Origin of the sequence: Endozoicomonas sp. NE40, from assembly GCF_040549045.1 — a bacterium.
Classification (GTDB): Bacteria; Pseudomonadota; Gammaproteobacteria; order Pseudomonadales; family Endozoicomonadaceae; genus Endozoicomonas_A; species Endozoicomonas_A lisbonensis.
In genome coordinates this window covers 2,141,802-2,165,921 of the sequence record NZ_JBEWTB010000002.1, presented here as the reverse complement: position 1 = coordinate 2,165,921, position 24,120 = coordinate 2,141,802, and the positions used below count along the sequence as shown (strand labels likewise).

The following is a 24,120-nucleotide window of genomic DNA, read 5'->3' as shown; positions in this document are numbered from 1 at the left end:
GTACGCCAGTGAGCAGTACAATTGTTCGTAAAGCTCAGGAAATTGATATAAAGCCTCTGGTTAAACTCTGCAAGGAGTCCCTGCTGGCCAGTTATGGAGAACTGGTTGAGGCTGAGCAGTTGCGCCCCTGGTCCGAAGGGGGAGACATTGAAAAATATGTGCAGGGTATCTGGCCGGATATGCTGGTAGCGGTTGATGGGCCAGACCTTGTGGGCATGCTGGCTTTGCAGAGTAATCGAATTGATATTGTCTGGGTCGCTCAGGCGCTTCGTCAGCAGGGGATTGGACAGATGCTGATGGACGTGGCAGAAGAACAGGTTGCACTAACGTGTAAATCCATAGAGGTGGAATGTCTTGGTCCTGATATTCAAACCATCCAGTTTTATGAAGACCGTGGCTACGTCAGGGTGAAAGAGTATGTGGATAACATCAGCGGTGTCGACAAGATCGTGATGTCCAGAACGCTTGAATCTGTATAATGCGCTCCCTCTGTTTAATTAATAACTGTTTACCCATCGGGCATTCCCCTCTATGACTCATAAAGCATTGCGGCTGAAAGACCGGGCTGACCGCCGTCTGAAAGCAGGCCATTTGTGGATTTACAGCAACGAAGTCGACACTAAGGCAACACCTCTGAAAGGTTTCTCTACCGGTGAGCTGGTTGTCATTGAAAACGCGGCAGGCAAAGCCATTGGCACGGGTTATGTTAATCCGAATACGCTGATCTGCGCTCGTCTGGTGAGTCGTGATGCACAGTATATGCTCGACAAATCCCTGCTGGTGCATCGAATTAAAGTTGCCCTGAGCCTGCGTGAGCGTTTGTTCGACAAGCCCTGCTACCGATTGATTTTTGGTGACAGCGACAGTTTGCCGGGTCTGGTGGTCGACCGGTTTAACGATGTACTGGTGGTGCAGATTTCTACGGCCGGTATGGAGCTGGTGAAAGACCAGATTGTAGAAGCATTGGTGCAGGTGCTGAAGCCGACAGGTATTTTGCTGAAAAACGATGGGTCTTCCCGCAAACTGGAGAACCTGCCGGAGTACATTGAGGTGGCTCATGGCGAAGTGCCTGATGAGGTGGAGCTGGAAGAAAACGGTGTACGCTTCCTGGCTCCGGTCATGAAAGGACAGAAAACCGGCTGGTTCTACGATCATCGCCTGAACCGTGACCGTCTGCGCCATTACGTAAAAGGCAAGCGGGTTCTGGACGTATTCAGTTATGTCGGTGGCTGGGGTGTTCAGTGCGCAGCCTTTGGTGCGGAAGAAGTGATCTGTGTGGATGCTTCTGAAAAAGCTGTTGATCTGGTTCATCGAAATGCCGAACTGAACGGCCTGAAGGACAAAGTCGGCACCATGCAGGGCGATGCGTTTGAGGCCCTGAAACAGCTGAAAGCCGAAGGTGAGCAGTTTGACGTCATTATTGTTGACCCACCCGCGTTTATTAAACGCCGTAAAGACATTAAAGCCGGTGAACTGGCTTACCGCCGCATCAATGAGATGGCCATGCGGTTGTTGAGCAAGGATGGCATTCTGGTGGCCTGTTCCTGTTCCATGCACCTGCAGCGTGACAGTATGCTGGACGCTTTGCGTGCAGGCAGTCGCCATATTGAGCGAAACCTGCAGATTATTGAACAGGGTCATCAGGGACCGGATCACCCAATCCTGCCAGCCATTCCGGAAACGGAATACATCAAGGCGATGACTGCCAGGGTGACACGGGTATAAAGCTCCGTTTACAGGTTTTGGCAGGCGCAATGTCTGCCAGCACCTAAACTATTGTCTTGATTCTTATATAACCGGAACCAGGGCATGAAAAGAATACCCGAACCTTTTCGTATAAAAATGGTGGAGCCGATCCGGATGACCACCAGAGTTGAGCGGGAACAGGCTTTACGGACAGCGGGCTACAATCCTTTTCTGTTAAAGAGCGATGATGTTTACATTGATCTTCTGACAGACTCTGGAACCGGTGCCATGAGCGACCGGCAGTGGTCTGCCTTAATGGTCGGGGATGAGGCTTATGCGGGCAGTAAAAGCTTTATTCGACTTCAGCAGGTGGCTCAGGAAATCTTTGGTTACGAATATGTCCTGCCGACCCATCAGGGACGGGGAGCAGAACAGATTTTATTTCCTGAACTGATAGCCCGGACCGGCCATAGCCAACCCGTTTTTATTTCTAACTACCACTTTGACACCACGGCAGCTCATGTGGAGCTGGCAGGCGGTCAGGCTATTAATCTGGTTAAGGCCGAGGCGTTTGATACCGGCTCTGCCGACCTGTGGAAAGGTGACTTTGACCTTAACTGTCTTCAGGAAAGCATTGCCACAACGGAAGTTAGGCAAATTGCCGGCATTATTATCACGATCACCTGCAACAGTGTTGGCGGGCAGCCGGTTTCCATGGGGAATATACGAGCCGTCAGTGAAATCGCCAGACAACATGATATTCCGGTTATTCTGGATTGTGCGCGCTTCTGTGAAAACGCATGGTTTATCAAACAGCGCGATCCAGATTATGCAGAGGTATCATTGCCGGACATTATTCGGGAGATGTTCAGCTACGGGGATATGCTGACGCTCTCGGCCAAAAAAGATCCGGTGGTGAACAGCGGTGGTTTGTGTTGTATCCGGGACGATGAGGACCTTTACCGCAACGTATCGGTTCGCTGTGTGCCGATGGAAGGGTTTATTACTTATGGCGGTATGACTGGGCGGGATATGGAGGCTCTGGCTACCGGGCTCAGGGAAGGAATGAGCGAAGACTTTCTCAGCTATCGCATCGGGCAGGTTGCGTATCTGGGAGAGTGTCTGAGTCAGGCAGGGATACCGATTCAGTCCCCGACAGGTGGGCATGCTGTATTCATTGATGCTAAAAGGATGCTGCCGCATATTCCGTCTGAACAGTTTCCGGCACTGGCATTGTCCAATGAACTGTATCTGGAGTCGGGGGTCAGGGGCGTTGAAATCGGTTCACTGTTGCTTGGGCGTGACCCTAAAACCGGTGAGCAGAAGCCTTCGCCTATGGAATTGATGCGCCTGACGATTCCCAGAAGAGTGTATACCAACGACCACATGGATTATGTGGCTGAGGCATTACAGGCGGTTAATGAGCGGGCTGAGAGCATTCAAGGTGTTCAGATGATTTATGAACCGCCGGTACTCAGGCATTTTACAGCCCGCTTTAAAATGGGTTAACGCAGGTTAAGCACCGGCCAGTCGTTTTCCCGTGCTGTTTTTTCCAGCTCAGGGTCTGGATTAACAGCAAACGGGAAATCCACCTTTTGCAGCAGCGGCAGGTCATTTTTAGAGTCACTGTAAAAATAGCTGCCTTCCATACTGAACCCCGGGTTTTCGGTCAGCCATTCCTGCAGACGTGTTACCTTGCCGTCCTGAAAGGTTGGGGTACCAGTCACTTTGCCAGTGTAGCGGTTATTCTTTATTTCCAGCTCAATAGCCAGCAGTGTGTCGACACCAAACTCGTCGGCGATAGGCTCGACTACGAAGCGGTTGGTGGCGGTAATGATCATCAGATGATCACCCCGGTTCCGGTGTTTTTGCAGTAGAATCCGTGCTTTTTCCAGCATAATCGGGCGAATGTGCTGATCCATAAACAGCTCATGGTACTGCTTCAGCTCATCCATGCTGTAGCGGGTCAGTGGTTCAAGGGCAAAATTCAGGTACTCATAAATATCCAGAGAAGCCTGCTCATATTGCTGATGAAAATAAGCGTTTCCCTTACGATAGGTTTCCACATCCACCAGTTCCTGCTCACACACGAACTCACCCCAGAGATAATCGCTGTCATTGGCGATCAGGGTATTATCCAGATCAAAGATTGCGAGAGCCACATAACCTCCTGCTAGACTGCACGGCTGATAAAATTTTTATAACTGCAGGCCATGAAATAGTTAAGGACGCAGTTCAGACCGGAACAGTCTAAGACATCAATATGACAAAAACAGGACTAAGGTCAGCTTTTAACTGGAATTTTTGCTGGTTTGTGGATGCAGATAACCTGTAAGTAAGGACTAACCTGTCTGTTTTCAGAGGCAGATCAATATTAGTCCAAGTAAATTGGCATCTTCGTTGCTGTGTTTACGCCGTTTGTGAAACAATGCGTTATAAGAAACATTTTAGGTAGCCGCAGGCGTGATTGATTCAGATGGATTCAGACCAAACGTCGGTATTATCCTCGCAAATCAACACGGTCAGGTCCTTTGGGCGCGGCGTATAAGACAGGACGCATGGCAATTCCCCCAGGGGGGAATCAATGATGGAGAATCTCCGGAAGAGGCCATGTACCGGGAGCTCTATGAAGAGATAGGTCTTCAGCCGGAAGACGTTGAAATTCTGGCCTGTACCCGGGGATGGTTGCGTTATCGATTGCCTCGACGTCTTGTACGCAGAGAGCAGTACCCACTCTGTATCGGACAGAAACAGAAGTGGTTCCTGCTGAAGTTGCTCACAAGCGATGACCGTGTCAGCGTGGATCATACACCGTCCCCCGAATTTGACGGATGGCGTTGGGTCAGTTATTGGTACCCTCTTGGGCAGGTTGTGTCATTCAAGCGGGAAGTGTATCGACGAGCTTTGCGGGAGCTGGCTCCAAGGATTGGACGCCTGCAGGGTGGCGGTGATTGACAAACCCTGACACACTCTGATGTTGATGCTATCCGGTACAGGCACGACCTGAGGCAGGTACTGCTTAATAGAGGCGTCACCGGTTTAATACAGGCGTCACCGATTAAGGAATTTCAGGCGGAGGTTAAGAGCAGACGACTATGTTGAACACCCTGCGCACAATTGTTCAGGAAGTCAGTGCTGCCTCTGACCTCAGGGCTGCGTTGCAGATTATTGTGCAGCGTGTTCGTGACGCCATGAAGACAGACGTCTGTTCCGTTTACCTGTTCGACCAGGAACAGAGTGAATACACCCTGAGTGCTACGGAAGGGCTGAACCCTTCTGCAGTCGGGGTGGTGAAAATGACCCAGTCCGAAGGGCTGGTCGGGCAGGTCGGGCTCCGGGAAGAGCCGATCAACCTTGAAGACGCTGCTGCACATCCCAGATTTCTCTACATCAAAGAAACCGGCGAGGAACGTTATCATTCGTTTCTCGGGGTGCCTATTATCCATCATCGCCAGATCCTTGGTGTTATGGTGGTTCAGCAAAAAGAACGCCGTCGTTTTGATGAACACGAAGAAGCGTTTTTGGTTACCATGTCTGCCCAGCTGGCAGGAGTGATAGCCCACGCCGAAGCCACAGGCTCCCTTCTCGTTACACCGAACAACCCCAGAAAAACGGCCAGATTTCAGGGTACTGCCGGTGCCTCAGGTGTTGCCATCGGTGAAGCAGTTGTCGTTGCACCTCCGGCTGACCTGGGGTCTGTGCCTGATCGACAGCATGACGATCTTGACGCAGAACTGGCTTTGTTGGATCGGGCGCTGGAAGCCGTTCGTACGGATATGAAAGCAACGGCAGAAAAACTCTCAGACCTGCTCCCCGTCGAAGAACAGGCTTTGTTTGATGTTTATCTCCGTATGCTGGACGACAATGCTTTAGGGCTTGAAATCCGTAACCAGATAAGGGCAGGGAGCTGGGCTCCCGGTGCCCTGCGGTATGTGATTGATGAGCATGTCCGTAATTTCGAAAAGATGGAAGATGCTTACCTGCGGGAACGTGCAGCGGATGTCAAAGACCTTGGTCGACGGGTGCTGTCCTACCTCCAGAAAGAAGACAAAAACAGCATCAGTTATCCGGACAATACGATTCTGGTCAGTGAAGAGCTGACACCTGTCATGCTGGCCGACGTTCCTCATGAGCAGCTGTCAGGTCTGGTGTCTGTGCAGGGATCAGGCAATTCGCATGCCGCCATTCTGGCCAGGGCGCTTGGTATTCCTACGGTGATGGGAGCCGTTGATCTGCCTTTCCTGAAACTGTCGGGAAATCAGCTAATCGTTGACGGTAACCTTGGGCTGGTTTACTCAACCCCTTCCGCTGAATTGCTGGAACACTATCAGGTGGTGGTTGAAGAGGAGCAGCAGTTTACCGAAGGGCTTGAAGCAATCAGTGGTTTGCCCTGCCTGACGCCTGATAACTATCGAATACCTCTGTGGGTAAACACCGGGTTGATGACTGATACCGTTCGTTCACTGGATCGGGGAGCTGAAGGTGTGGGTCTTTACAGGACAGAAGTACCCTTCCTGCTGAGAGAACGCTTTCCCAGCGAACTGGAACAGGAAAAAATCTACCGGCACCAGCTGGAAGCCTTTGCGCCAAGACCTGTGACCATGCGAACACTTGATATTGGTGGTGATAAGTCCCTGAGTTATTTCCCGATTGAAGAAGATAATCCGTTCCTTGGCTGGCGAGGCATTCGGGTGACACTGGATCATCCGGAAATTTTTCTGGTGCAGGTGCGGGCCATGCTCAAGGCCAGTGTCGGGCTGGATAACCTCCGGATTATGCTGCCAATGATTACCAGCGTGTTTGAGGTGGAAGAGGCGATGCACCTTATTCATCGCGCGCATACCGAAGTATTGTCTGAAGGTCTGCCTGTGGTGATGCCGCCGGTCGGTGTCATGATCGAGGTACCAGCGGCGGTCTATCAGGTCAGGGATCTGGCAAAGCAGGTTGACTTCCTGTCCATCGGCTCTAATGACCTTACTCAGTACCTGCTGGCGGTTGACCGGAATAACCCCCGTGTGGCCGACCTGTATAATTCCTACCATCCGGCGGTGTTACAGGCTTTGCAGAAAGTCGTTGAAGATGCCCATAAAGAAGGTAAAACCGTCAGCATTTGTGGCGAACTTGCCGGAGACCCTGCAGCGGCAGTCCTGTTAATGGCAATGGGTGTTGATATGTTGTCCATGAGTGCCACCAACCTGCTTAAAGTGAAGTGGGCATTGAGGCGGATGACCATGGAAAAGGCCAGGGATATACTGGCTGAAGTGTTGACGATGGATAACGCTCAGGTGATTCGCAGCTCTCTTGAGCTGGCACTGTGTCGTGAAGGACTTGGTAAAGTTCTGGGTATTAAGAGCCGCCGATTCACCGACTGATTTCCTTCCCCCTTTTCTCCGATTGTTGTCTATTCTTCTGGCATTGATTAAAAGGTGCCAGTATGTCCGATTATCTGTTGATCGAATCCCGGGACCCGTTTGACAGCGGCTGCAGTCATTATCATCAGTTGGCAGAAGAGCTTGTGAAAAGTGGCAGGAAGGTCACTTTGCTTCTGGTGCAAAATGGCGTTCTTCCTGCCCGCCCGTGCGATGCTTCCAGAACACTGACTGATATGTCCCGACAAGGTGTAGAAATCCTTGCAGATGACTTTTCCCTTCAGGAACGGGGCATTGACCCGGGTTCTCTGGCTGAAGGGATTATGGCTGCGCCGCTTGATGTAGTTATTGAGCAAATGGTACAGGGCAGAAAAGTACTTTGGCATTGATAATCGTTGTATCGGAGTTTTGAATGTCTGAACAGAAAACCCTGACCTTTGCGTTGATGGATGCTCCGTTTGAAAATTCCCGGACAACCACGGCATTTCGTTTACTGGATATTGCCGCACGAGAAGGGCATAACCTGAAAGTCTTTGCCTATGAAGGCGCTGTGGGCCTGGCCTTTGCCCGGCAACGACCTCATGCCAATGCAGTGCATGGCCGGGATGTGGACGAAGAAGATCATCCGCTGTCGCATAAATGGGTCATTGCCCTGCATAAGCTGGCAGAAGCCAGTGGTGGCAGTCTGGAGTGGATTAACTGCGGGCTGTGCGTGGATGAAAGGGGTATGGATGAAAGCGTTGAAGGTGTTGGGCGTGGCAGTCCTGCTGATTTATGGAAGTTTGCCAGTGCTTCGGATAATACCCTGATCATCCCAACCCGGTGAGGAACAGCGATGAAAGTCTTGAGTATCGTAGAAACCGCTTATCGGGCCACGATTGAAGAGCAGGATGACACCATTATCTGGCTCAGTCATGCGATCAAAGGAGCGGGCGCGGACATGGATGTATTGCTTCAGGGGAATGCCGTCAATTACGGTGTTCTGGAGCAGGACGCCGGCGGACTGGCTATTGGTAAAGAGCCCCAGACTCAGCCGCCGGATATTGTTGGGGATATTGAAGCACTTATTGAAAAGGGTTGTAAGGTGTTTGTCGTCCGTGAGGACCTGGATGCCAGGGGCATAAAGGAATCTGAACTGCTGGAAGGATTGAACAAAGTTGCACGTTCGAACCTTGCTGACTGTTTGAACGGGTATGACCAGGTCTGGCACTGGTAATCAATCGGGCTGCATTCAGGCATAGGCTTGATTCAGCCCTTAAGGCGGCTTCTCAATCTTCAGATGATATTTGTGCCTGCAGGTCGATGCGTACGACGTCTGTTCTTTGAACCTCGTAAAAGAGGATGACTTTTTTGATGACGCGATCATGGATTTCGACAGGAATGATCCTTGAATTTAAGCCGGACCGAACAGTTCTCTGAATGCTGACATTGATATTGTCTCCGTCGTTCAGTATCAGTTTGGCATAGCGTATTTCTATGTCGCCTTTTGAAGCATGAAAACGAATAGATTTAATGTTACTGCTCTGAAATGATTTCAGTATCGGTATGGTGACCATCTGCGCTGTTGATCGTACATGTGTAGTACCAATCGTTTGCCAGTTTTCTTCCTGCTCCAGAGACAGCGTTGATGCTAAAAGTGTTGATACGAGCAGTGTTGGCAATAGCAGCGCAGCAGAAAGAAGGTAGCGAAAACTCAGTATTTTACCCAGCATTCTGAAATCCTCTTATTTTGCAAATAATAAGAAGGTAGCCACTTTTCTTTGGAGTAGCAGGGAGATCACTCATAACCAATAGAAAAGTGCTTCCACTCTAAATGGCAGCCGTTTGTGCCGTAAGTCTGTTCATGCCAGCTGACTTCTTTGTGACGATTAAATATCAATACACTGGTGTTTCTTGTTCCATAGTCCGGGCTGCTGACAAACGCACTGGAAAGCCACTTCTCCTTTTCCCTGCCTATGCCCGTGTCTGGTAGCAAATGGTCAGGGAACGTTGTCGTATCCTGCATAATTTGCAGCAGAGCTTCCGGCTCTGCGAAATTATCCCTGTTCAGTGCTTTAGTGACGGCTTCCCTGGTGCTTAGCAGTTTCGGCCAGGGTGTGTTCAGAAACTTATTGCACAGCCCATAAATACCGGGTTCCAGCTTCTTCACTACGCCTTCAATATTGGAATAGTAATAAAGTTCATTAATGCTGCCTGCCAGAAAGTTGAATCCACTGTACCGGAGGGCATTTTTCTGAACGTTGTTTATGAACGAATGTGTTGAGAGAGAGCTGTCCAAACAGTCTTTTACCAGTTGCCCCCTTGAAATCTCTCCTTCAGGAGCTGGCCACTGGCGATAATTGGTCACCGCTGCAAAACGACCGGACCGGTTCAGCGCCAGCCAGCTGCCCCATGCCTTTTTGTCCCGGCCTCCGAAAATATCAGGATGATCTTCCCAGAAGTGAGCCTGTGCCGTTGGGCGGTCATAGAACTCGTCCCGGTTCGCCAGTAATATCAGCGGGTGTCTGGCATCAGGCTTCCAGGAAAAAATAATCAGGCACATAAAAACGCAGCCTTTGATTTATTAATAGGGTTAAGTGTGTCAGTGTTAATAAAAGAAGAAAAGTTTTACAGGCAGTATTGTTTTTATAATTACAGAGGTTTTATCCATGCTTAAAGCCGCTGTCGTGCAACTATGCTCCAGCAATGATGTCCGTGATAATCTTGCCCATATTGATGTTCAGCTTGCTCCCATAATAAACGAAGCTGTTGATTTAATTCTGTTACCTGAGTGTTTTGCCCAGTTTGGTGGCGATGTTTCTGCTTTCGGAAAAAATACGACAGAAGTCAGGCAGTGGATGGCAGACACTGCCAGGCGACACAAAGCCTGGTTGATAGGCGGCTCCATTCCTTTTCAGGTCGATGCCGGACAAAACAGCAGGGCATCCTGTTTTGTGTTTAACCCTCAGGGGTTGCTGGAAAGCCGTTATGACAAAATCCATCTGTTTGATGCCAGTGTTGCAGATCAGCACCGCTTATATCGGGAGTCCAGTGACTATTCAGCAGGTGATCAGCCATTCGTCGTTGATATGGGGGAAGCGAAAGTCGGTTTAAGCATCTGCTATGACCTGAGATTCCCGGAACTGTTCCGAAAGCTGGTGTCTGCCGGTGCCAATATTCTTACCGTACCTTCCGCCTTTACCCACGCCACAGGGCAAAGCCACTGGGAAGTGTTGCTGAGAGCCAGGGCAATTGAAAATCAGTGCTATGTACTGGCAGCCAACCAGGGTGGTGTCCATTCCAATAAACGACAGACCTGGGGGCATAGTATGATTATTTCACCCTGGGGCGAAGTACTGGCAAAGGCAAAAAAAGATCCGGCTGTTCTGGTTGCAGAGTTGGATATAAAGGTTCTGCAGGAGATTCGTACGCAGATGCCCTGTCTTGAACATAGAAAGCTCTGAACGTCAGGCTCTGGTTTTCCAGAGCCTGATACGGAGAGCCTGACGGGTTCAGGGTACGTAGTTGGTCAGGGTTTCCAGCAGTTTGCGCTGAACATTTCGACGACGCTGTCCGCGTGTTGGTTTGTTCTGTACATAAGAACCATCACTTTGCAGTGTCCAGCTGCGAACATTGTCACTCAGAAACAGTTCCAGCTCTTTCCTGATACGGTTAGCCATTTTGGGTTCTTCAACCGGGAAACAGGTTTCGATCCGGTTATTCAGGTTTCTGCTCATGCCGTCGGCGCTGGAACAGTAAACCTGGCTTTCACCATCGTTTTCAAAGTAGAAAACACGGGAATGCTCCAGAAAACGGCCAACGATGGAACGAACCTTAATATTCTCCGACAAGCCTTCAATGCCGGGTCTGAGACAGCAGATGCCCCGTACAATCAGGTCGATGTTTACACCTGCCTGAGAAGCCTTGTAAAGCGCGCGAATCATCTGCTTTTCAGTCAGGGCGTTAATCTTGATAATGATCCGGGCGCTTTTGCCCTCTTTGGCATTGGCGGCTTCATGGTTGATACGGTCAATCAGGCCTTTCTTCAGGGTAAAGGGGGCGTGCAGAAGCTTTCTCACCTTGAAAGCTTTGCCCATGCCGGTCAGTTGCTGGAAAATCTTGCGAACGTCGTTGGTGATATCCTTGTCACAGGTCAGCAGACTGTAGTCGGTATACAGGCGGGCATTGCCAGCATGATAATTACCAGTACCCAGATGGGCATAGCGCTGAATACTCCGACCTTCCCGCCGCACGATCAGCATCATTTTGGCATGGGTCTTATAACCCACCACCCCATAAACGACAACGGCTCCGGCTTCCTGCAGTCGCAATGCCAGCGCAAGGTTTTCTTCTTCATCAAACCTTGCCCGTATTTCCACCACAACTGTCACTTCTTTACCATGCCGTGCTGCTTCTACCAAAGCATCTGCCATTTCTGAATGGGCTCCGGTTCGGTACAGCGTCTGGCGAATCGCCAATACGTTAGGGTCTTTCGCTGCCTGACGCAGCATATCAATGACCGGTGTGAAGGACTCGTAGGGATGATGCAACAGAATATCGGCTTTCTTTACGTAATCCAGCACGTTTTCGGTGCTGTTCGGGCGAGTCTGCAAAACCTTCGGATATTCCGGTGTGAAAGGCGGGTAGGTCAGATGTTCATTAGTGCCATTGTTGCAAACTGACATCAGGCGGGTCAGGTTCACAGGACCATTCACACGGTAAACTTCTTCTTCCGTCAGACCAAATTCTTTTAACAGGAAGTCGACCAGAGGCTGTGGACAGTTGTCGACGACTTCCAGACGCACCGCTTCACCGTAACGACGGGAAAGCAGTTCTCCCTGAAGCGCCTTGGCAAGGTCTTCAACCTCGTCTTCCAGGTCAAGGTCACTGTTGCGGGTCAGGCGGGAACTGGTAGCAGCCCTTGACCTTCATGCCCGGGAACAGGTCTTCCATGTGGCGATGAATGATAGACGACAAAAACACGTAGTTCGTACCGTCGTTATCGCAGATATCATCAGGAAGCTTGACGACCCGTGGCAGTGAACGGGGGGCAGGAATAACAGCCATGCCAGTATCACGGCCAAAGGCGTCTTTGCCTTCCAGCGAGACAATAAAGCAGAGCAGTTTATTGGCCAGGCGTGGGAACGGGTGCGCCGGATCGAGGCCGATGGGGCTGATAATCGGCATGACTTCGTGGTAGAAGAAACGCTTGATCCAGATTCTCTGCTTTTCATTCAGTTCTGAACGCTTGAGAAAATGGATGTTTTCCTGCTTCAATGCGGGCAGCAGGGTTTCATTCAGAATTTGGTACTGACGGGTTACCTGCTCTTTGGCATAAGTGTTAATTTCTTTCAGTACTGCCTGTGGTCCCATACCATCCAGACCCACCAGTTCACGACCGTAACCGATCTGCTGTTTCAATCCGGCAACACGAATTTCAAAAAACTCATCAATGTTGGAGCTGTAGATCAACAGAAAGCGCAGGCGCTCAAGCAGGGGGTGTTCTTCGTTAAGTGCCTGCTCCAGCACCCGGGTGTTGAACTGTAAATGACTCAGTTCCCGGTTGATGTAGTATTCCGGGTTACTCAGGTCAGTGATCCGGGGAGGCGCCTTTACCGCATCCTGCTGAGAGGCTGATGACCCACTTGTGGCAGATTCATCGGCTGGTGTGGCTGATCGTGAGGAAGGTTGTTGGGTATTGTCCATAGAAACTCTTACTGCGTTCTGAAGGCGCCGGGGCAAACTGCCCCAAGCTACCAGAAAACTGTTACAAAAAAATGATTCTTATTTATATATAGCCTCATATTCGTTTTTCAGGCTGGCAATACAGCTGGATTTAACTTCTAAGGCATTTTGCTGCATCTTTGGCGAAATAGGTCAGAATGGCGTCAGCACCGGCACGTTTAAAGCACAGCAATGATTCCATCATGACTTTTTCACCGTCCAGCCAGCCGTTTTCTGCGGCAGCCTTGTGCATGGCATATTCACCGCTGACCTGATAAGCAAAGGTGGGTACTTTAAATTCTTCTTTGACCCTGCGTAAAACGTCCAGATAAGGCATGCCGGGCTTCACCATCACCATATCTGCACCTTCTGCCAGGTCAGCAGCGACTTCGTGCAGCGCTTCATCGGAATTGGCGACATCCATCTGGAACGTGTATTTATTGCCTTTTCCAAGGTTGCCGGCTGACCCCACGGCATCCCTGAAAGGTCCGTAGTAGGCTGACGCGTATTTGGCCGAGTAGGCCAGTATGGAGGTGTTGTTAAAGCCGGTTTCTTCCAGAGCTTGCCGGATGGCTCCGATTCGGCCGTCCATCATATCTGAAGGGGCAACGATATCGGCACCCGCTTCTGCGTGGGATAATGCCTGTTTTACCAGCACCTCAACAGTCGGGTCATTGATGACATAGCCGGTTTCATCCACCAGTCCATCCAGACCATGGCTGGTGAACGGGTCCAGTGCCACATCGGTGATTACCCCCAGCTCCGGGTACTGCTGCTTAATAGCGCGAACTGTGCGCTGAACCAGTCCTTCCGGGTTATAAGCTTCCGTGGCATCATCGGATTTCTTATCCTGCGGGATTACCGGAAACAGGGCAATGGCGGGTATACCCAGGCTGACCAGCTCATCGGCCTCCCGTAACAGCTGGTCAATAGTGACACGTTCCACTCCCGGCATGGAAGGCACGGCTTCCCTGTCATTCACACCTTCCTTTACGAAAACAGGGTAAATCAGGTCACTGGCCGATAAAGAGTTTTCCTGCATCAGTTGGCGGGAGAAACTGTTGAAACGCATGCGTCGTGGACGGCTGCCGGGGAATGGGCGTTGAATCATGAAACTGCTTGCACCTGTTGATTTGTCTACCTGAACGCTTGATGAGATTATACGGGAAATACGTAGTAAGTCTTGTGTTGCCTGTAAACAAACGAGTTAAACCATTTAACAGACTATGAATAAAACGAAAATTATTTTGCTGCTGGTACTGGTTACAGCCATTGGTGCTTTTTACTCGCTGGATGCACAGCAGTACCTGACGAGAGACTTCTTCCAGTCCCTTTACTCTGAGAATCCACTGCTGACAGTCGGTTTTTTCTTTTTTATTTATGTGGCGGTAACAGGGCTTTCTCTTCCGGGTGCCGCTATTCTTACCCTGATTGGCGGGGCTATTTTCGGTCTTGGCACCGGGTTTCTGATTATTTCTTTTGCCAGCAGTATTGGAGCCACTCTTGCCTTTCTTTTTTCCCGTACCCTGCTCAGGGACTGGGTGCAGAGCAACTTCACCGACTACATGGAGACCATTAATAAAGGGATCAGAAAAGACGGTCCTTTCTATCTCGCCACCCTGCGGCTGATTCCAGCGGTACCGTTCTTTGTGATCAATCTGGTGATGGGGCTGACGCCCATCAGGGCCTGGACGTTTTATTGGGTGAGCCAGCTGGGTATGTTGCCGGGAACGATTGTGTATGTGAATGCCGGGGCTCAGCTGGGGCAGGTGAAAGAGCTGTCTGTTTCGGGGATTCTGACCCCGGAACTGATTGGGTCTTTTGTCCTGCTGGCGCTGTTCCCCTGGCTGGCACGAAGCGCACTGGAACTACTGCGCAGGCGCCGGATTTATAAGCCCTTCCGCAAACCGCTTCAGTTTGATAACAACCTGACCGTGATTGGGGCAGGTTCTGCCGGGCTGGTCAGCAGCTATATTGCCGCAGCCGTTAAGGCTAAGGTCTCGCTGATTGAAAAGCACAAAATGGGTGGGGACTGCCTCAACACGGGCTGCGTTCCCAGTAAGGCTCTGCTTCGGTCTGCCAAAATGGCGCACTATATGCAGCGGGCTGAGGAGTTCGGGCTTGAGAACGTTAAAGCCGGTGTGAACTTCAGGGCCGTTATGGAAAGGGTTCAGTCGGTGGTTCAGAAAATTGAGCCCCATGACTCGGTTGAGCGGTATACCGGTCTGGGAGTGGATTGCGTAACAGGCTCTGCCAAAGTACTGTCCCCCTGGGAGGTGGAAGTCGATGGCAGACGTATTACCAGCCGTAACCTGATCATTGCCAGTGGCGGACGTCCTTATGTGCCACCCTTACCGGGGCTGGACCGGGTGAAATGGTATACCTCCGACACCATATGGGAGATTCGTGAAAAGCCCGGCACCCTTCTGGTTATTGGTGGCGGCCCCATTGGCTGTGAACTGGCCCAGGCATTTAGCCGCCTGGGCATTCACGTGATTCAGCTGGATCATGGCACCCGCCTGCTTCATCGTGAAGATCAGGATGTATCAGAGCAGGTGCAGGCACAGTTTATCGATGAGGGTGTCGACCTGAGGTTGAGGCATGAAGCTCGCTCTTTCCATGCTGAGGATGACCGGCAGTGGCTGGAAGCAGGCGTGGAAGGCGAAAAGGTAGACATTGAGTTTGATGCCGTACTGTTTGCCACGGGGCGACAGGCCAACACCAGTAATATGGGGCTGGAAACACTGGGGATTGAACTAACGGAACGGGGAACCCTGCAGGTCAATGATTATATGCAGACCCGTTTCCCTAATATTTACGCCTGCGGTGATGTGGCCGGACCTTATCAGTTTACCCACGTAGCGGCGCATCAGGCCTGGTATGCCACTGTAAACGCCCTGTTTGGCCGGTTTAAGAAGTTCAGGGTGGATTACTCGGTGATTCCCTGGTGCACCTTTACAGACCCGGAGGTGGCAAGAGTCGGACTGAATGAGACGGAAGCACAGGCGCAGGGTATTGAGTACGAGGTCACAAAATATGGCATTGACGATCTGGATCGTGCCATTGCCGACGAAGAAGCCAGAGGCTTTGTCAAAGTGCTGACCCGGCCCGGAAAGGACAAGATTCTGGGTGTCACCATTGTTGGTTATCATGCGGGTGAGCTGATTGCAGAATACATCAGTGCCATGAAGCATGGGCTGGGCATGAACAAAATCTTGGGTACGATTCATATTTACCCAACCCTGAGCGAATCCAACAAGTATGCAGCGGGCGAATGGAAACGGGCTCATGCCCCGGAGAAACTTCTGGAATGGGTGAAGAAGTATCATTCCCGGATGCGTCGCTGAACGACTTGTTATGCTGCTAGATTTACAGGAGAGCCTTTTTATTGAGGCTCTTTTTGTTTTTTAGTCGTGTCAGAAGGTGTGCAGCAGGGACTATGGCAACAATCAATTCGCACCCGGGAGCCGTTACTTCTATTCAGGGACGTGCCGGTCAGGAAAATGCCAGGCAGTCGGATACTGGCAGGGCTTCTTCAGACTCCGCTACCAATTCTGAGCGCTTCAATCGCTCCGGCATCACGCCTGAAAAAGGCAAGGCGATGTTACGCATGGCTCCCAGCCAGTCTTCTATTCCAAAACAGTCATCGATTCAGGAACGAAAAGCTGAAAGACTGCCTGCCGACAAGGTGAAAACTCAGCTGTCTGATACCCGGTCTGAGGACTCTTCTGCTTCGCTTGAAGGTAATCTGGAAGAGCTGGCCAGAGATGTTAAGTACTTCAGGAACAACAGGCGCAAAGCCGAAAGCAAAGGCAGCGAAAATGAGTACAAACGGCAGATTCAGCAGCTGGACCGGGAGCTTCAGGTGGTCAGACGCCTGAAAAATAACGTGAAGGATATAGCCAAAATGCCTGCAATGGCTGATTACAGTTTTATCGAAAACCCCGGTTCAGGCATTGCCAGTCAGGCTCATGAGGTTCTCAGGGATGCCCGCGCTGCAGTAACAGAAGCAAAACAGGAGCTGGCAGAAGCCAAGGAAAAACTCAGTGTCTTTAAATCCGGACAGCGTTCTACCAGGCGGTTGCATAACGCTTTCCGGTCACTTCAGAAGAGCGTTTTAACATTCAATCAAGAGCCTTCGGGCTCGCTCAATTCTGTGCGTGACCATACCCGTCATGTTCGCTCGCTGGACAGTCAGCTATCCCGGGCCAAAGCGATTTTGAGTGGCTCGGAGAAGTTATTGCAATCTGAGCGCAAAGCCAGTGCAAGAGGCATTGAACTACCCGGTTTCCGGGAGCAGGTACAGAAGGTGCATTCACAGGCGGACAGTGAAGTGAACCGCCTCAAACAGGAAATTACGACAGCTAAAGACAGCCGTAAAAGTGCTAAGCAGCAAGAAAAGCAGGAAAAAGCTGAGCTGAGAAAAGCGAAGCGGCAGGCACGGCAAGAAGAACAGGCTATCAGCCCGTCTGCCCAACCCATTGATCGTTTCCAGACAAAGCTATAATGACTATTCAGCCATAAATCTAAAAGGAAATTGCATACCAGACCAAAGACTGTTGGCTGGTATGGTCAGACTCTATGAAAGATGATGAATTGAATCAGTTACACAAGAAACTGGATGAAACCATTGCTTTCCATCAGGCTCTGAATGAAGAGATTGCTTCGGTTCAGCACGATGCAGGCGAACAGGCACAGCACCTGTCCAGGTTGAATGGCAGTATGGCGATGCTGGAAACCAGTGATGAGCCTGATGAAGTGCTGGCAGAGCGAATCGATGAGCTCAGACAGGAACTGGATGAAGCTGAAGCCTATTACAAATCCCTTCAGGCCAGAGAGAAAAAACTGCAAACTGCCGAAATGCATGCAGCCCAATCCGTACAAACCCTTCAAAGTGAGCTTAAAATTGAAGAACTGAAAAAAGGCCGGGACTGACAGCCCCGACAGGTCGCTCAGGTTGCAGACGCCTTTTTCCGTGGAATGCCCAGCTTTTGCCGACGCTCCCAGAGCGTCTTACGGCTGATGCCCAGCTTTTGTGCCAGATCTGTTTCCGTCATCTGGTCCTGGTGCTCAAGTACGAAGCGCTGGAAGTAGTCTTCCAGTGTCAGACCATTCTGAGCGTTGCCCTCATGCTTTAACTGCGCGTCAACTTTAAACAGAGAGGCTTTAACCCGCACATCAAGGTCAAGGTATTCCGGTGTGATGATATTGTCATCGCACAGGATAACAGCGCGTTCTATCGCATGTTCCAGCTCCCGAACGTTGCCCGGCCACTGGTGCTGGCAAATAGCGGCCATGGCTTCCGGAGAATAGGAATGTGGCTCCTGTCTCATTTTCTCACAGACCCGGCTCATCAATTTTTCAGCCAGCATCAGAATATCTTTGCCACGTTCACGCAGTGCAGGGATGCGCAGCTCTACCACTTTCAGCCGGTAATACAAATCCTGGCGAAACTCACTGCTGGCTGCCAGCTGCCTCAGGTTGCGGTGCGTTGCTGCAATCAGTCGTACATCTACTTTCTGTGACTGAACAGAACCTATACGACGAATTTCACCTTCCTGCAGAACCCTGAGCAGCCGGGCCTGAGCCTCAAGCGGCAGTTCACCAATTTCATCAAGGAACAGCGTGCCGCCGGATGCCGCTTCAATTAACCCTGTTCTTGCAGCGGTTGCGCCGGTAAACGACCCTTTTTCATGACCAAACAGCTCGGATTCAATCAGGGTTTCAGGAATCGCGGCGCAGTTTACTGAGATCATCGGGCCGTTTGAGCGCTGGCTATGGTTATGAATGGATCGGGCGACCAGTTCTTTGCCGGTACCGGATTCACCCTGAATCAATACGGTTGCACAAGTTGGCGCCACTTTTTTGATACGACGAAACAAAAGCCGCATTGCGTCGCATTGTCCAAGAATACCGTCAAAACCCTCTTGCTCTCCTTCTGCCTTATCGTCCTCTGATTCATCGCTGTCTGTTTTATTCAAAGAGTCAGACTTCTTGCGCCGTGTAAGATTGTGTCGTGCAAGAATCTCTGAAACCCGCTCCAGCATTTCGCTGTGATCAAAGGGCTTGGCAATGTAGTCGACAGCCCCCAGTTTCATGGTGCTGACAGCGGAATTGAGGCTGGCATAACTGGTCATGATCAGCACCGGCGTGTCGCCCGCAAGGTGAATCATTTCCGTACCGGGAGAACCGGGAAGGCGCAGATCACTGATAATCAGGTCAAAGTCGCCCAAGGTATACGACAGTTCTGCTTCATGCACAGAACCCGCTTCGCTGATAGTGTGTCCATGACGTTCAAGAAGCCTTTTCAGCGATGCCCGGATAATTTCTTCGTCTTCGACAATCAGAATGTTTCCGTGACTCATAAAGCTTCCCCTTCCATCATGGACTCTGAACGAGAGGTTGCAGGCTCTCTGATTTCAGAATGTTCTTCGTTTGACAGGTGGCCCTTTGCCTCATATCGGGGCAAAGCAATAATAAATCGTGTGCCTGTCTTTAAAACCTTGTTAGCCGGGCTTTCAACCCGGATCGAACCAAAATGCTCTTCAATGATATTCCAGGTTAAAGCCAGCCCGAGGCCAGTCCCCTTTCCGGCTTCCTTGGTAGTAAAGAAAGGTTCAAACAGACGATCCTGGATATTCCCGGGAATCCCGTGTCCCTGATCCTCAACTGTCAGGGTGACAGTCTGGGCGTCAGCCACGGTACACAGGGTCACTGCGTCATTGGCCCCGGAGGCATCCACCGCATTGGACATCAGGTTGATTAATACCTGCTGTAGCTTCTGCTGGTCTCCTGTGACCAGGTGGTCAGGCTGACAATTGTTAATGAACCGGATCTGGCTGTTCTTATGGCTTAGTTGCAGGAGGCTGACGGCCTCATCGACAGAATGCTTTAAAGATACGACACCTGACTTACTGTCATTGTGACGTGTCTGACCGCTGTGAGCATAGCTGACCAGTGTCTGTACGATGCGGGTGACCCGCTGGGTCTGGTCCAGCATCTGTGTTGCCACTTCCCGGGTATCTGGTTCATCTGACAGGCTTATTAACTCCTGGGCAAGGCAATCAATGGCAGTAATCGGATTACCTATTTCATGGGCGACACCCGCCGCCAGTTGACCAATCGAGGCCAGCCGTTCGCTGTGAAACAGCTGGTTTTCAAGCATCTGGTTTTCTGTCCGGTCTTCCAGCAGCATCACTTTATTGCCTGTTGTTCCGGATGCTGGCGCTTCCATCATGGCTTTGTGAATGCTGAAATATCGCTGTGTTCCTCCCACTTCAAGTTTGTGCTTATGGAGGTGAAGGTTATCCAGAGATGAGAACTGGCAAAGCAGTTCGTTCCAGGGAGGAGTCAGATGACGGATGTTAAGCCCAAGCACTTTACTGGCGTCAATGCCGGTCATTTTTGACATGGCCTGGTTCCACAGCATGACTTCCTGATTTGCATCAACGGAAAACAGCGCGAGGGGCAGTTTATCCAGGGTATCCCGATGGTAACGGCGCAGGCTGTCCAGCTCGGCTGCCAGCCCGCTGAGTCTGGAGTGGTAAGACTCCAGCCGGGATTCCATAAAGTGAATGTCCTGGGCAACGTAGTCTTTCTGCTGGTCCCAGGGCAGAAAGGTTTCTACCATGCCATGAGCAACCGTGGGGCCAAACAGACCGGACAGGTTTTTCTCCAGCCTTTCCCTTAAACGACGCAGAGCGTGTGGTCGGGTTTCATCTTCACGCATATTGAGGTCAGACAACGCCTTTTGAACTTCTTTGGCTGCCGTGATACTACCCAGTGGTGTGCTGAGCATTTCGTGGAATTCGTAGGTGGATGAGGCGATTGGGATTCTGCGATTGCTTCGGGTTGGGCTTTCAACCTGACAGGCTGCTGCCGCACTGGCTTCTTCGGGAGGCATTCTGGTGAGCAGAGAGACAAGAATAACAAACCCGGCGTTAGCACCAAGGGAAAGAAATACCACCTGATGCCAGTTGTCGTACAGCAGGTTCTGATAAACGGCCAGAGACTGATTATAGAGACTGACATCAATCATCAGGGGGATGAGCATGGTGACCAGCCAGGTCAGGCTACCCGCAGCAAGGCCGGCAATAAAACCGTAGTGGTTGGCTTTAGGCCAGTAAAGGACGCACAGGGCTCCGGGCAAAAGCTGTAATACCCCGACAAAGGCTACCATGCCCAGATTAGACAGGGAGTGCTGGCTATCGAACAGCAGATAAAAACCGTATGAAGCCATAATCAGGGTGCTGATCAACAGGCGTTTAAGCCAGACCAGGGTCCGGTAAATATCGACTTCCAGATTTGCTTTTGGTCGCCAGAATGGCATCACCAGATGATTCAGTATCATCGACGACAGTGCCATTGTGGTGACTATGATCAGGCCACTGGCGGCGGTCAGACTGCCAATAAAGGAAACAACGGTAATCCAGGGTTTATCGAGTGCCTGGCCAATTCCCAGGGCATAGTATTCAGGGCTGAATGGCAATTCCAGTTTGACACCGGCCCAGGTGAGAATGGGTACCGCCAGACTGAGTATCAGCAGAAAGAACGGAAAAGCCCAGCTTGCAATATTCAGAGAGTGTTGATCACGATTCTCTGTGAACGTTATGTGGAACATGTGCGGCATAACAATCACAGAAGCAAAGAACAGCAACAGCATACTGCGCCATGGACCGTTTTCTAACGGCTGCTGAATGCTTGCAATATGGTCATTGTTGGAATGCAGCCACAGGTTCAGGCCTTCAAAACCACCAAACACCTCGTTTAAAGCAACAAAGCCAAGAGTCAGCAGAACGGCGAGTTTAAGAATGGACTCAACGGCAAGCGCCATCACCAGCCCCTGATGATGTTCGTGGCTGGATATATGCCGGGTACCAAACAAAATGGCAAACAGGGTGACCAGAACACAGAACAGGAACGCCAGGTTGATTCTGGAAATATCCTGATTAATCAGGTGAATGCTGTCTGATACAGCCTGAATCTGGAGTGCCAGCAAAGGCATGATACTGGCCAGCATGATCAGTGTGGCAAAAATACCGGCGGCAGAACTGCGAAAGCGGAATGCGAACAGGTCTGCGAGAGAACTTAATTGATAAGAGCGGGTAATTTTCAGAATGGGGGTCAGCAGAATGGGGGCAAGAAGAAAGGCACCACTGACGCCTATATAGAGGGTTAAAAAAAGGTAACCACTGTCCCGGGCTATGCCAATGCTGCCATAATACGCCCAGCTACTGGCATAAATTCCCAGCGACAGAACATAAGTAATGGGGTGCCTGACAATGGACTGGGGTATCCAGCCTTTGTCAGTAATCCAGGCAATGGAAAACAGCAGCAACAGGTAAGCCACACTGACAAACAGCAGGGGCTCCAGGTCATAACCCATCGACATCCCCTCGTGGCTGCAACAGAAACCCTGTAAACACCACCAGTAGCCACAGCAACCAGGGCTGGTACCAGGAATCGCCATAGGTCATCCACCACTCCATGATAGCGGTTGAGAAGAAAAAGATGCCTATTAAGAGAGCCAGTACCAGGCGATAGATATACATAGAACGACAGTGCTTATCTGCTGGACTGCCATGTTATAACTAATAGCGATAAACCGCAAAAGATTGCGGCTTGTACCTTTCTGGGTGGATATTGTCGATAGGGATCAGTAGTCCGGAGCGTTATAGGTGACCCAGAATACCATGTTGCCCGGGCAGTCTTCACCCAGCACTTCGTTCATCAGTTCACTGGCTTTCAGCTGACTCATTTTTTTAATCCACTTGGGGTCTTCGATTTTTTCTTCGAGAAACCAGTTGGGCAGAGAGACTGCGCGTTTGTCGTAGTAAGCCAGGGGAAAGCGTAGCCCTTTCGGCAGGCGGCCACGTTTGATGCTCAGGGAGGCGTCGCAACGGACGACCAGGCTTTCTGCAATCTGCTTGCGTTTGGCAACGTAATTGCCTGCTTCACGACGGTATTTATCTTCATAGGGTCCCATCAGCTCTGCAAAACGGTTTTCGATACAGTGATCGTAGGCGCGGCTGATTTCATCATTCCGGTAGCCCATTATACGACAGGCTTCTGATACCCGTTCACGAAAATCGGCAGCGATCTGCAGGTACCAGGGCGCATGAGGCCCAAGAATACTCTGGGCTTCCTGATTGGCGACAAAGTACAGGTTTTCATCGGGGGAGAAACACAGTGCGGCATCTTCAGAAGTGACAGCATCAATTTTGGCAAGATCAGGCTCTGTGCTGATGGCTGAGTCGCGTTCGAAACGTGCCTTCTGACAGAATTCAGAACTGGACATATCAAGCTGGATACCGGGCATGGACACAGCGTTATCAGGTGTCATTCCACCAGGCGACAACCCACCAGACGACAAGTCATTAGGTGACAGTGCCATGGCTGATAAGGTTGAGAAGGAAGAGAACAAAAATACAACTGCCTTGTAAAACGTTGACATAATCAATCCCTGATACGCATCGTTGAAACAGCTGTGAACGAAAGTTTTTAATTTTACCGGGCGCATTTATATGTGAGGCACAGGAAGTGAGTCACACTGTTTATGTATACCATTCAGTTCCTTGCTAAAGCAATGGATGGTCTGATTTACTGGCACCCCCCTCCCTCTCCTGAATCGGCAACATAAGCGACACTAAAACTGCTGCCGCTACCACCCCCAAGACATCCGAATCGCCAAAAGAGCACAATTACTATAACGGCAAGCACAGCAGCTGCTCCAAAGACGAGCCCCAAAATTGCACGCTGACTCAATTCATAGCACCTTCCGTCCTCGGTTTTGTGGCCCGCGCACTCCTCATCGGTGGTTTTGTTACCTGCCTGCTGTATGGACAGGTTCAGGCCTGTTTCGTTAGTGGTTGCAACAAAAGTTGCGCCGGAGGAATTGTCCTTTACATAGAAACTGCTTTTTCCCTTAACAGTTCCGACAGGATAACCCCTGAGCTGATTCGCAGGAGCGCCCTCACTTGCCAGTGTCTGTACTATCAGGCCACTTCCACTGGTGTCAGGTGATATTGTGACCGTGTGTTCTTTACCATTGATTTGAACCGTATGGCTTGTTGGAAAATCCCGGGATATCAAGGCAGAGGGCGCATGTTCTAAAGCAGGTGTGGCGCTTATGCCTTCCGGAGTTACGGATATTTTGTAATTTATTTGAGGAGTCTTAATTATCTGGGAGGTTTCGGCAATTAACGACAGAATAGTGGTATTTTCTCTGGAACTGCCACGTACTATTGAGGAGTGAAGCAGCATTATGGCCATGCATAAAATTAACTCACAAGAGCTAAGCTGGCTTTTGGAAAGGAATGGCTGGACATTAATCATGATCGCTTTGCCTTGAAATTATTATGGA

The 24,120-nt window shown here is 50.6% G+C and carries 21 protein-coding genes and 3 pseudogenes; 12 read left to right on the top strand and 12 right to left on the bottom strand.

Annotation, left to right across the window (positions count from 1 at the left end; all coding sequences use genetic code 11):
* Nucleotides 1-8: 8 nt before the first annotated feature.
* From V5J35_RS10755 to V5J35_RS10745, 3 genes are all read left to right on the top strand, one after another.
* Nucleotides 9-479 carry a GNAT family N-acetyltransferase gene (locus V5J35_RS10755; RefSeq protein ID WP_354011229.1) on the top strand — a complete coding sequence of 157 codons (471 nt, stop codon included), beginning with the start codon at nucleotides 9-11 and terminating at the stop codon, nucleotides 477-479.
* 52 nt (nucleotides 480-531) lie between these two features.
* Nucleotides 532-1,725 carry a class I SAM-dependent rRNA methyltransferase gene (locus tag V5J35_RS10750; protein ID WP_354011228.1) on the top strand — a complete coding sequence of 398 codons (1,194 nt, stop codon included), beginning with the start codon at nucleotides 532-534 and terminating at the stop codon, nucleotides 1,723-1,725.
* A gap of 84 nt (nucleotides 1,726-1,809) precedes the next feature.
* Complete coding sequence (locus V5J35_RS10745; protein WP_354011227.1) at nucleotides 1,810-3,195, top strand: tryptophanase; 1,386 nt, start codon at nucleotides 1,810-1,812, stop codon at nucleotides 3,193-3,195.
* Here V5J35_RS10745 and V5J35_RS10740 read toward each other — a convergent pair.
* Nucleotides 3,192-3,848: a histidinol-phosphatase gene (locus V5J35_RS10740; protein WP_354011226.1), complete on the bottom strand. Its 657-nt coding sequence runs from the start codon at nucleotides 3,846-3,848 to the stop codon at nucleotides 3,192-3,194. The genes V5J35_RS10745 and V5J35_RS10740 overlap by 4 nt on opposite strands.
* Nucleotides 3,849-4,149: 301 nt before the next feature.
* Here V5J35_RS10740 and V5J35_RS10735 point away from each other — a divergent pair, with 301 nt between their 5' ends.
* The 5 genes from V5J35_RS10735 (at nucleotide 4,150) to V5J35_RS10715 (ending at nucleotide 8,271) form a co-directional block, all read left to right on the top strand.
* A complete protein-coding gene (locus tag V5J35_RS10735) occupies nucleotides 4,150-4,641 on the top strand; it encodes an RNA pyrophosphohydrolase (RefSeq protein WP_354011225.1) in 492 nt (163 codons plus the stop codon).
* A gap of 140 nt (nucleotides 4,642-4,781) precedes the next feature.
* Entirely contained in the window at nucleotides 4,782-7,058 is a 2,277-nt protein-coding gene (gene ptsP / locus V5J35_RS10730; protein WP_354011224.1) for a phosphoenolpyruvate--protein phosphotransferase, read from the top strand.
* A 62-nt stretch (nucleotides 7,059-7,120) separates the two neighbouring features.
* Nucleotides 7,121-7,444 carry a multidrug transporter gene (locus tag V5J35_RS10725; RefSeq protein ID WP_354011223.1) on the top strand — a complete coding sequence of 108 codons (324 nt, stop codon included), beginning with the start codon at nucleotides 7,121-7,123 and terminating at the stop codon, nucleotides 7,442-7,444.
* Between the two features lie 23 nt (nucleotides 7,445-7,467).
* Nucleotides 7,468-7,881 carry a DsrE family protein gene (locus tag V5J35_RS10720; protein ID WP_354011222.1) on the top strand — a complete coding sequence of 138 codons (414 nt, stop codon included), beginning with the start codon at nucleotides 7,468-7,470 and terminating at the stop codon, nucleotides 7,879-7,881.
* A gap of 9 nt (nucleotides 7,882-7,890) precedes the next feature.
* Nucleotides 7,891-8,271, top strand: a complete 381-nt coding sequence (locus V5J35_RS10715) for a DsrE family protein (RefSeq protein WP_354011221.1) — start codon at nucleotides 7,891-7,893, stop codon at nucleotides 8,269-8,271.
* A 52-nt stretch (nucleotides 8,272-8,323) separates the two neighbouring features.
* Here the strand turns inward: V5J35_RS10715 and V5J35_RS10710 are convergent, their stop codons facing one another.
* Both V5J35_RS10710 and V5J35_RS10705 read right to left on the bottom strand, forming a co-directional pair.
* A complete protein-coding gene (locus tag V5J35_RS10710; protein WP_354011220.1) occupies nucleotides 8,324-8,767 on the bottom strand; it encodes a hypothetical protein in 444 nt (147 codons plus the stop codon).
* A gap of 65 nt (nucleotides 8,768-8,832) precedes the next feature.
* Entirely contained in the window at nucleotides 8,833-9,597 is a 765-nt protein-coding gene (locus tag V5J35_RS10705) for an NRDE family protein (RefSeq protein ID WP_354011219.1), read from the bottom strand.
* Nucleotides 9,598-9,703: 106 nt separating this feature from the next.
* On the opposite strand from V5J35_RS10705, the gene V5J35_RS10700 reads away from it, so the two are divergent.
* Nucleotides 9,704-10,498, top strand: coding sequence for a carbon-nitrogen hydrolase family protein (locus V5J35_RS10700; RefSeq protein WP_354011218.1), 795 nt, complete (start codon nucleotides 9,704-9,706; stop codon nucleotides 10,496-10,498).
* Nucleotides 10,499-10,546: 48 nt separating this feature from the next.
* On the opposite strand, the pseudogene ppk1 reads toward V5J35_RS10700, so the two are convergent.
* Together ppk1 and hemB are read right to left on the bottom strand one after the other, a co-directional pair.
* Nucleotides 10,547-12,740: pseudogene (gene ppk1 / locus V5J35_RS10695) on the bottom strand (polyphosphate kinase 1).
* Nucleotides 12,741-12,870: 130 nt separating this feature from the next.
* The gene (hemB, locus tag V5J35_RS10690) at nucleotides 12,871-13,869 is read right to left on the bottom strand and encodes a porphobilinogen synthase (protein ID WP_354011216.1); all 999 of its coding nucleotides are present in this window, start codon (nucleotides 13,867-13,869) and stop codon (nucleotides 12,871-12,873) included.
* Between the two features lie 115 nt (nucleotides 13,870-13,984).
* Between hemB and V5J35_RS10685 the strand changes: the two genes are divergently transcribed.
* The 3 genes from V5J35_RS10685 to V5J35_RS10675 all read left to right on the top strand — a co-directional run bounded on the left by V5J35_RS10685 (nucleotide 13,985) and on the right by V5J35_RS10675 (nucleotide 17,693).
* The gene (locus V5J35_RS10685; RefSeq protein ID WP_354011215.1) at nucleotides 13,985-16,105 is read left to right on the top strand and encodes an FAD-dependent oxidoreductase; all 2,121 of its coding nucleotides are present in this window, start codon (nucleotides 13,985-13,987) and stop codon (nucleotides 16,103-16,105) included.
* Between the two features lie 92 nt (nucleotides 16,106-16,197).
* Nucleotides 16,198-17,265: a hypothetical protein gene (locus V5J35_RS10680; protein WP_354011214.1), complete on the top strand. Its 1,068-nt coding sequence runs from the start codon at nucleotides 16,198-16,200 to the stop codon at nucleotides 17,263-17,265.
* Nucleotides 17,266-17,339: 74 nt separating this feature from the next.
* Nucleotides 17,340-17,693: a hypothetical protein gene (locus V5J35_RS10675; RefSeq protein ID WP_354011213.1), complete on the top strand. Its 354-nt coding sequence runs from the start codon at nucleotides 17,340-17,342 to the stop codon at nucleotides 17,691-17,693.
* Nucleotides 17,694-17,710: 17 nt separating this feature from the next.
* Here V5J35_RS10675 and V5J35_RS10670 read toward each other — a convergent pair whose 3' ends face one another.
* The 7 genes and pseudogenes from V5J35_RS10670 to V5J35_RS10650 all read right to left on the bottom strand — a co-directional run bounded on the left by V5J35_RS10670 (nucleotide 17,711) and on the right by V5J35_RS10650 (nucleotide 24,092).
* Nucleotides 17,711-19,123 (bottom strand): sigma-54-dependent transcriptional regulator, encoded by a 1,413-nt coding sequence (locus tag V5J35_RS10670; protein WP_354011212.1) that lies wholly within the window; start codon nucleotides 19,121-19,123, stop codon nucleotides 17,711-17,713.
* Entirely contained in the window at nucleotides 19,120-19,716 is a 597-nt protein-coding gene (locus V5J35_RS24360; protein ID WP_472924785.1) for a sensor histidine kinase, read from the bottom strand. Before V5J35_RS24360 ends, V5J35_RS10670 begins: the two co-directional genes overlap by 4 nt.
* Nucleotides 19,711-19,911, bottom strand: a pseudogene (locus tag V5J35_RS24355) (histidine kinase dimerization/phospho-acceptor domain-containing protein); the annotation flags it as partial. The pseudogene V5J35_RS24355 and the gene V5J35_RS24360, both read right to left, overlap by 6 nt.
* Before the next feature lie 6 nt (nucleotides 19,912-19,917).
* Nucleotides 19,918-20,325, bottom strand: a pseudogene (locus V5J35_RS24350) (PAS domain-containing protein); the annotation flags it as partial.
* A 1,807-nt stretch (nucleotides 20,326-22,132) separates the two neighbouring features.
* Nucleotides 22,133-22,309, bottom strand: coding sequence for a hypothetical protein (locus V5J35_RS10660; protein ID WP_354011209.1), 177 nt, complete (start codon nucleotides 22,307-22,309; stop codon nucleotides 22,133-22,135).
* A gap of 104 nt (nucleotides 22,310-22,413) precedes the next feature.
* A complete protein-coding gene (locus V5J35_RS10655; protein ID WP_354011208.1) occupies nucleotides 22,414-23,211 on the bottom strand; it encodes a hypothetical protein in 798 nt (265 codons plus the stop codon).
* A gap of 146 nt (nucleotides 23,212-23,357) precedes the next feature.
* Nucleotides 23,358-24,092, bottom strand: a complete 735-nt coding sequence (locus V5J35_RS10650; protein WP_354016339.1) for a hypothetical protein — start codon at nucleotides 24,090-24,092, stop codon at nucleotides 23,358-23,360.
* Between the last annotated feature and the right edge of the window lie 28 nt (nucleotides 24,093-24,120).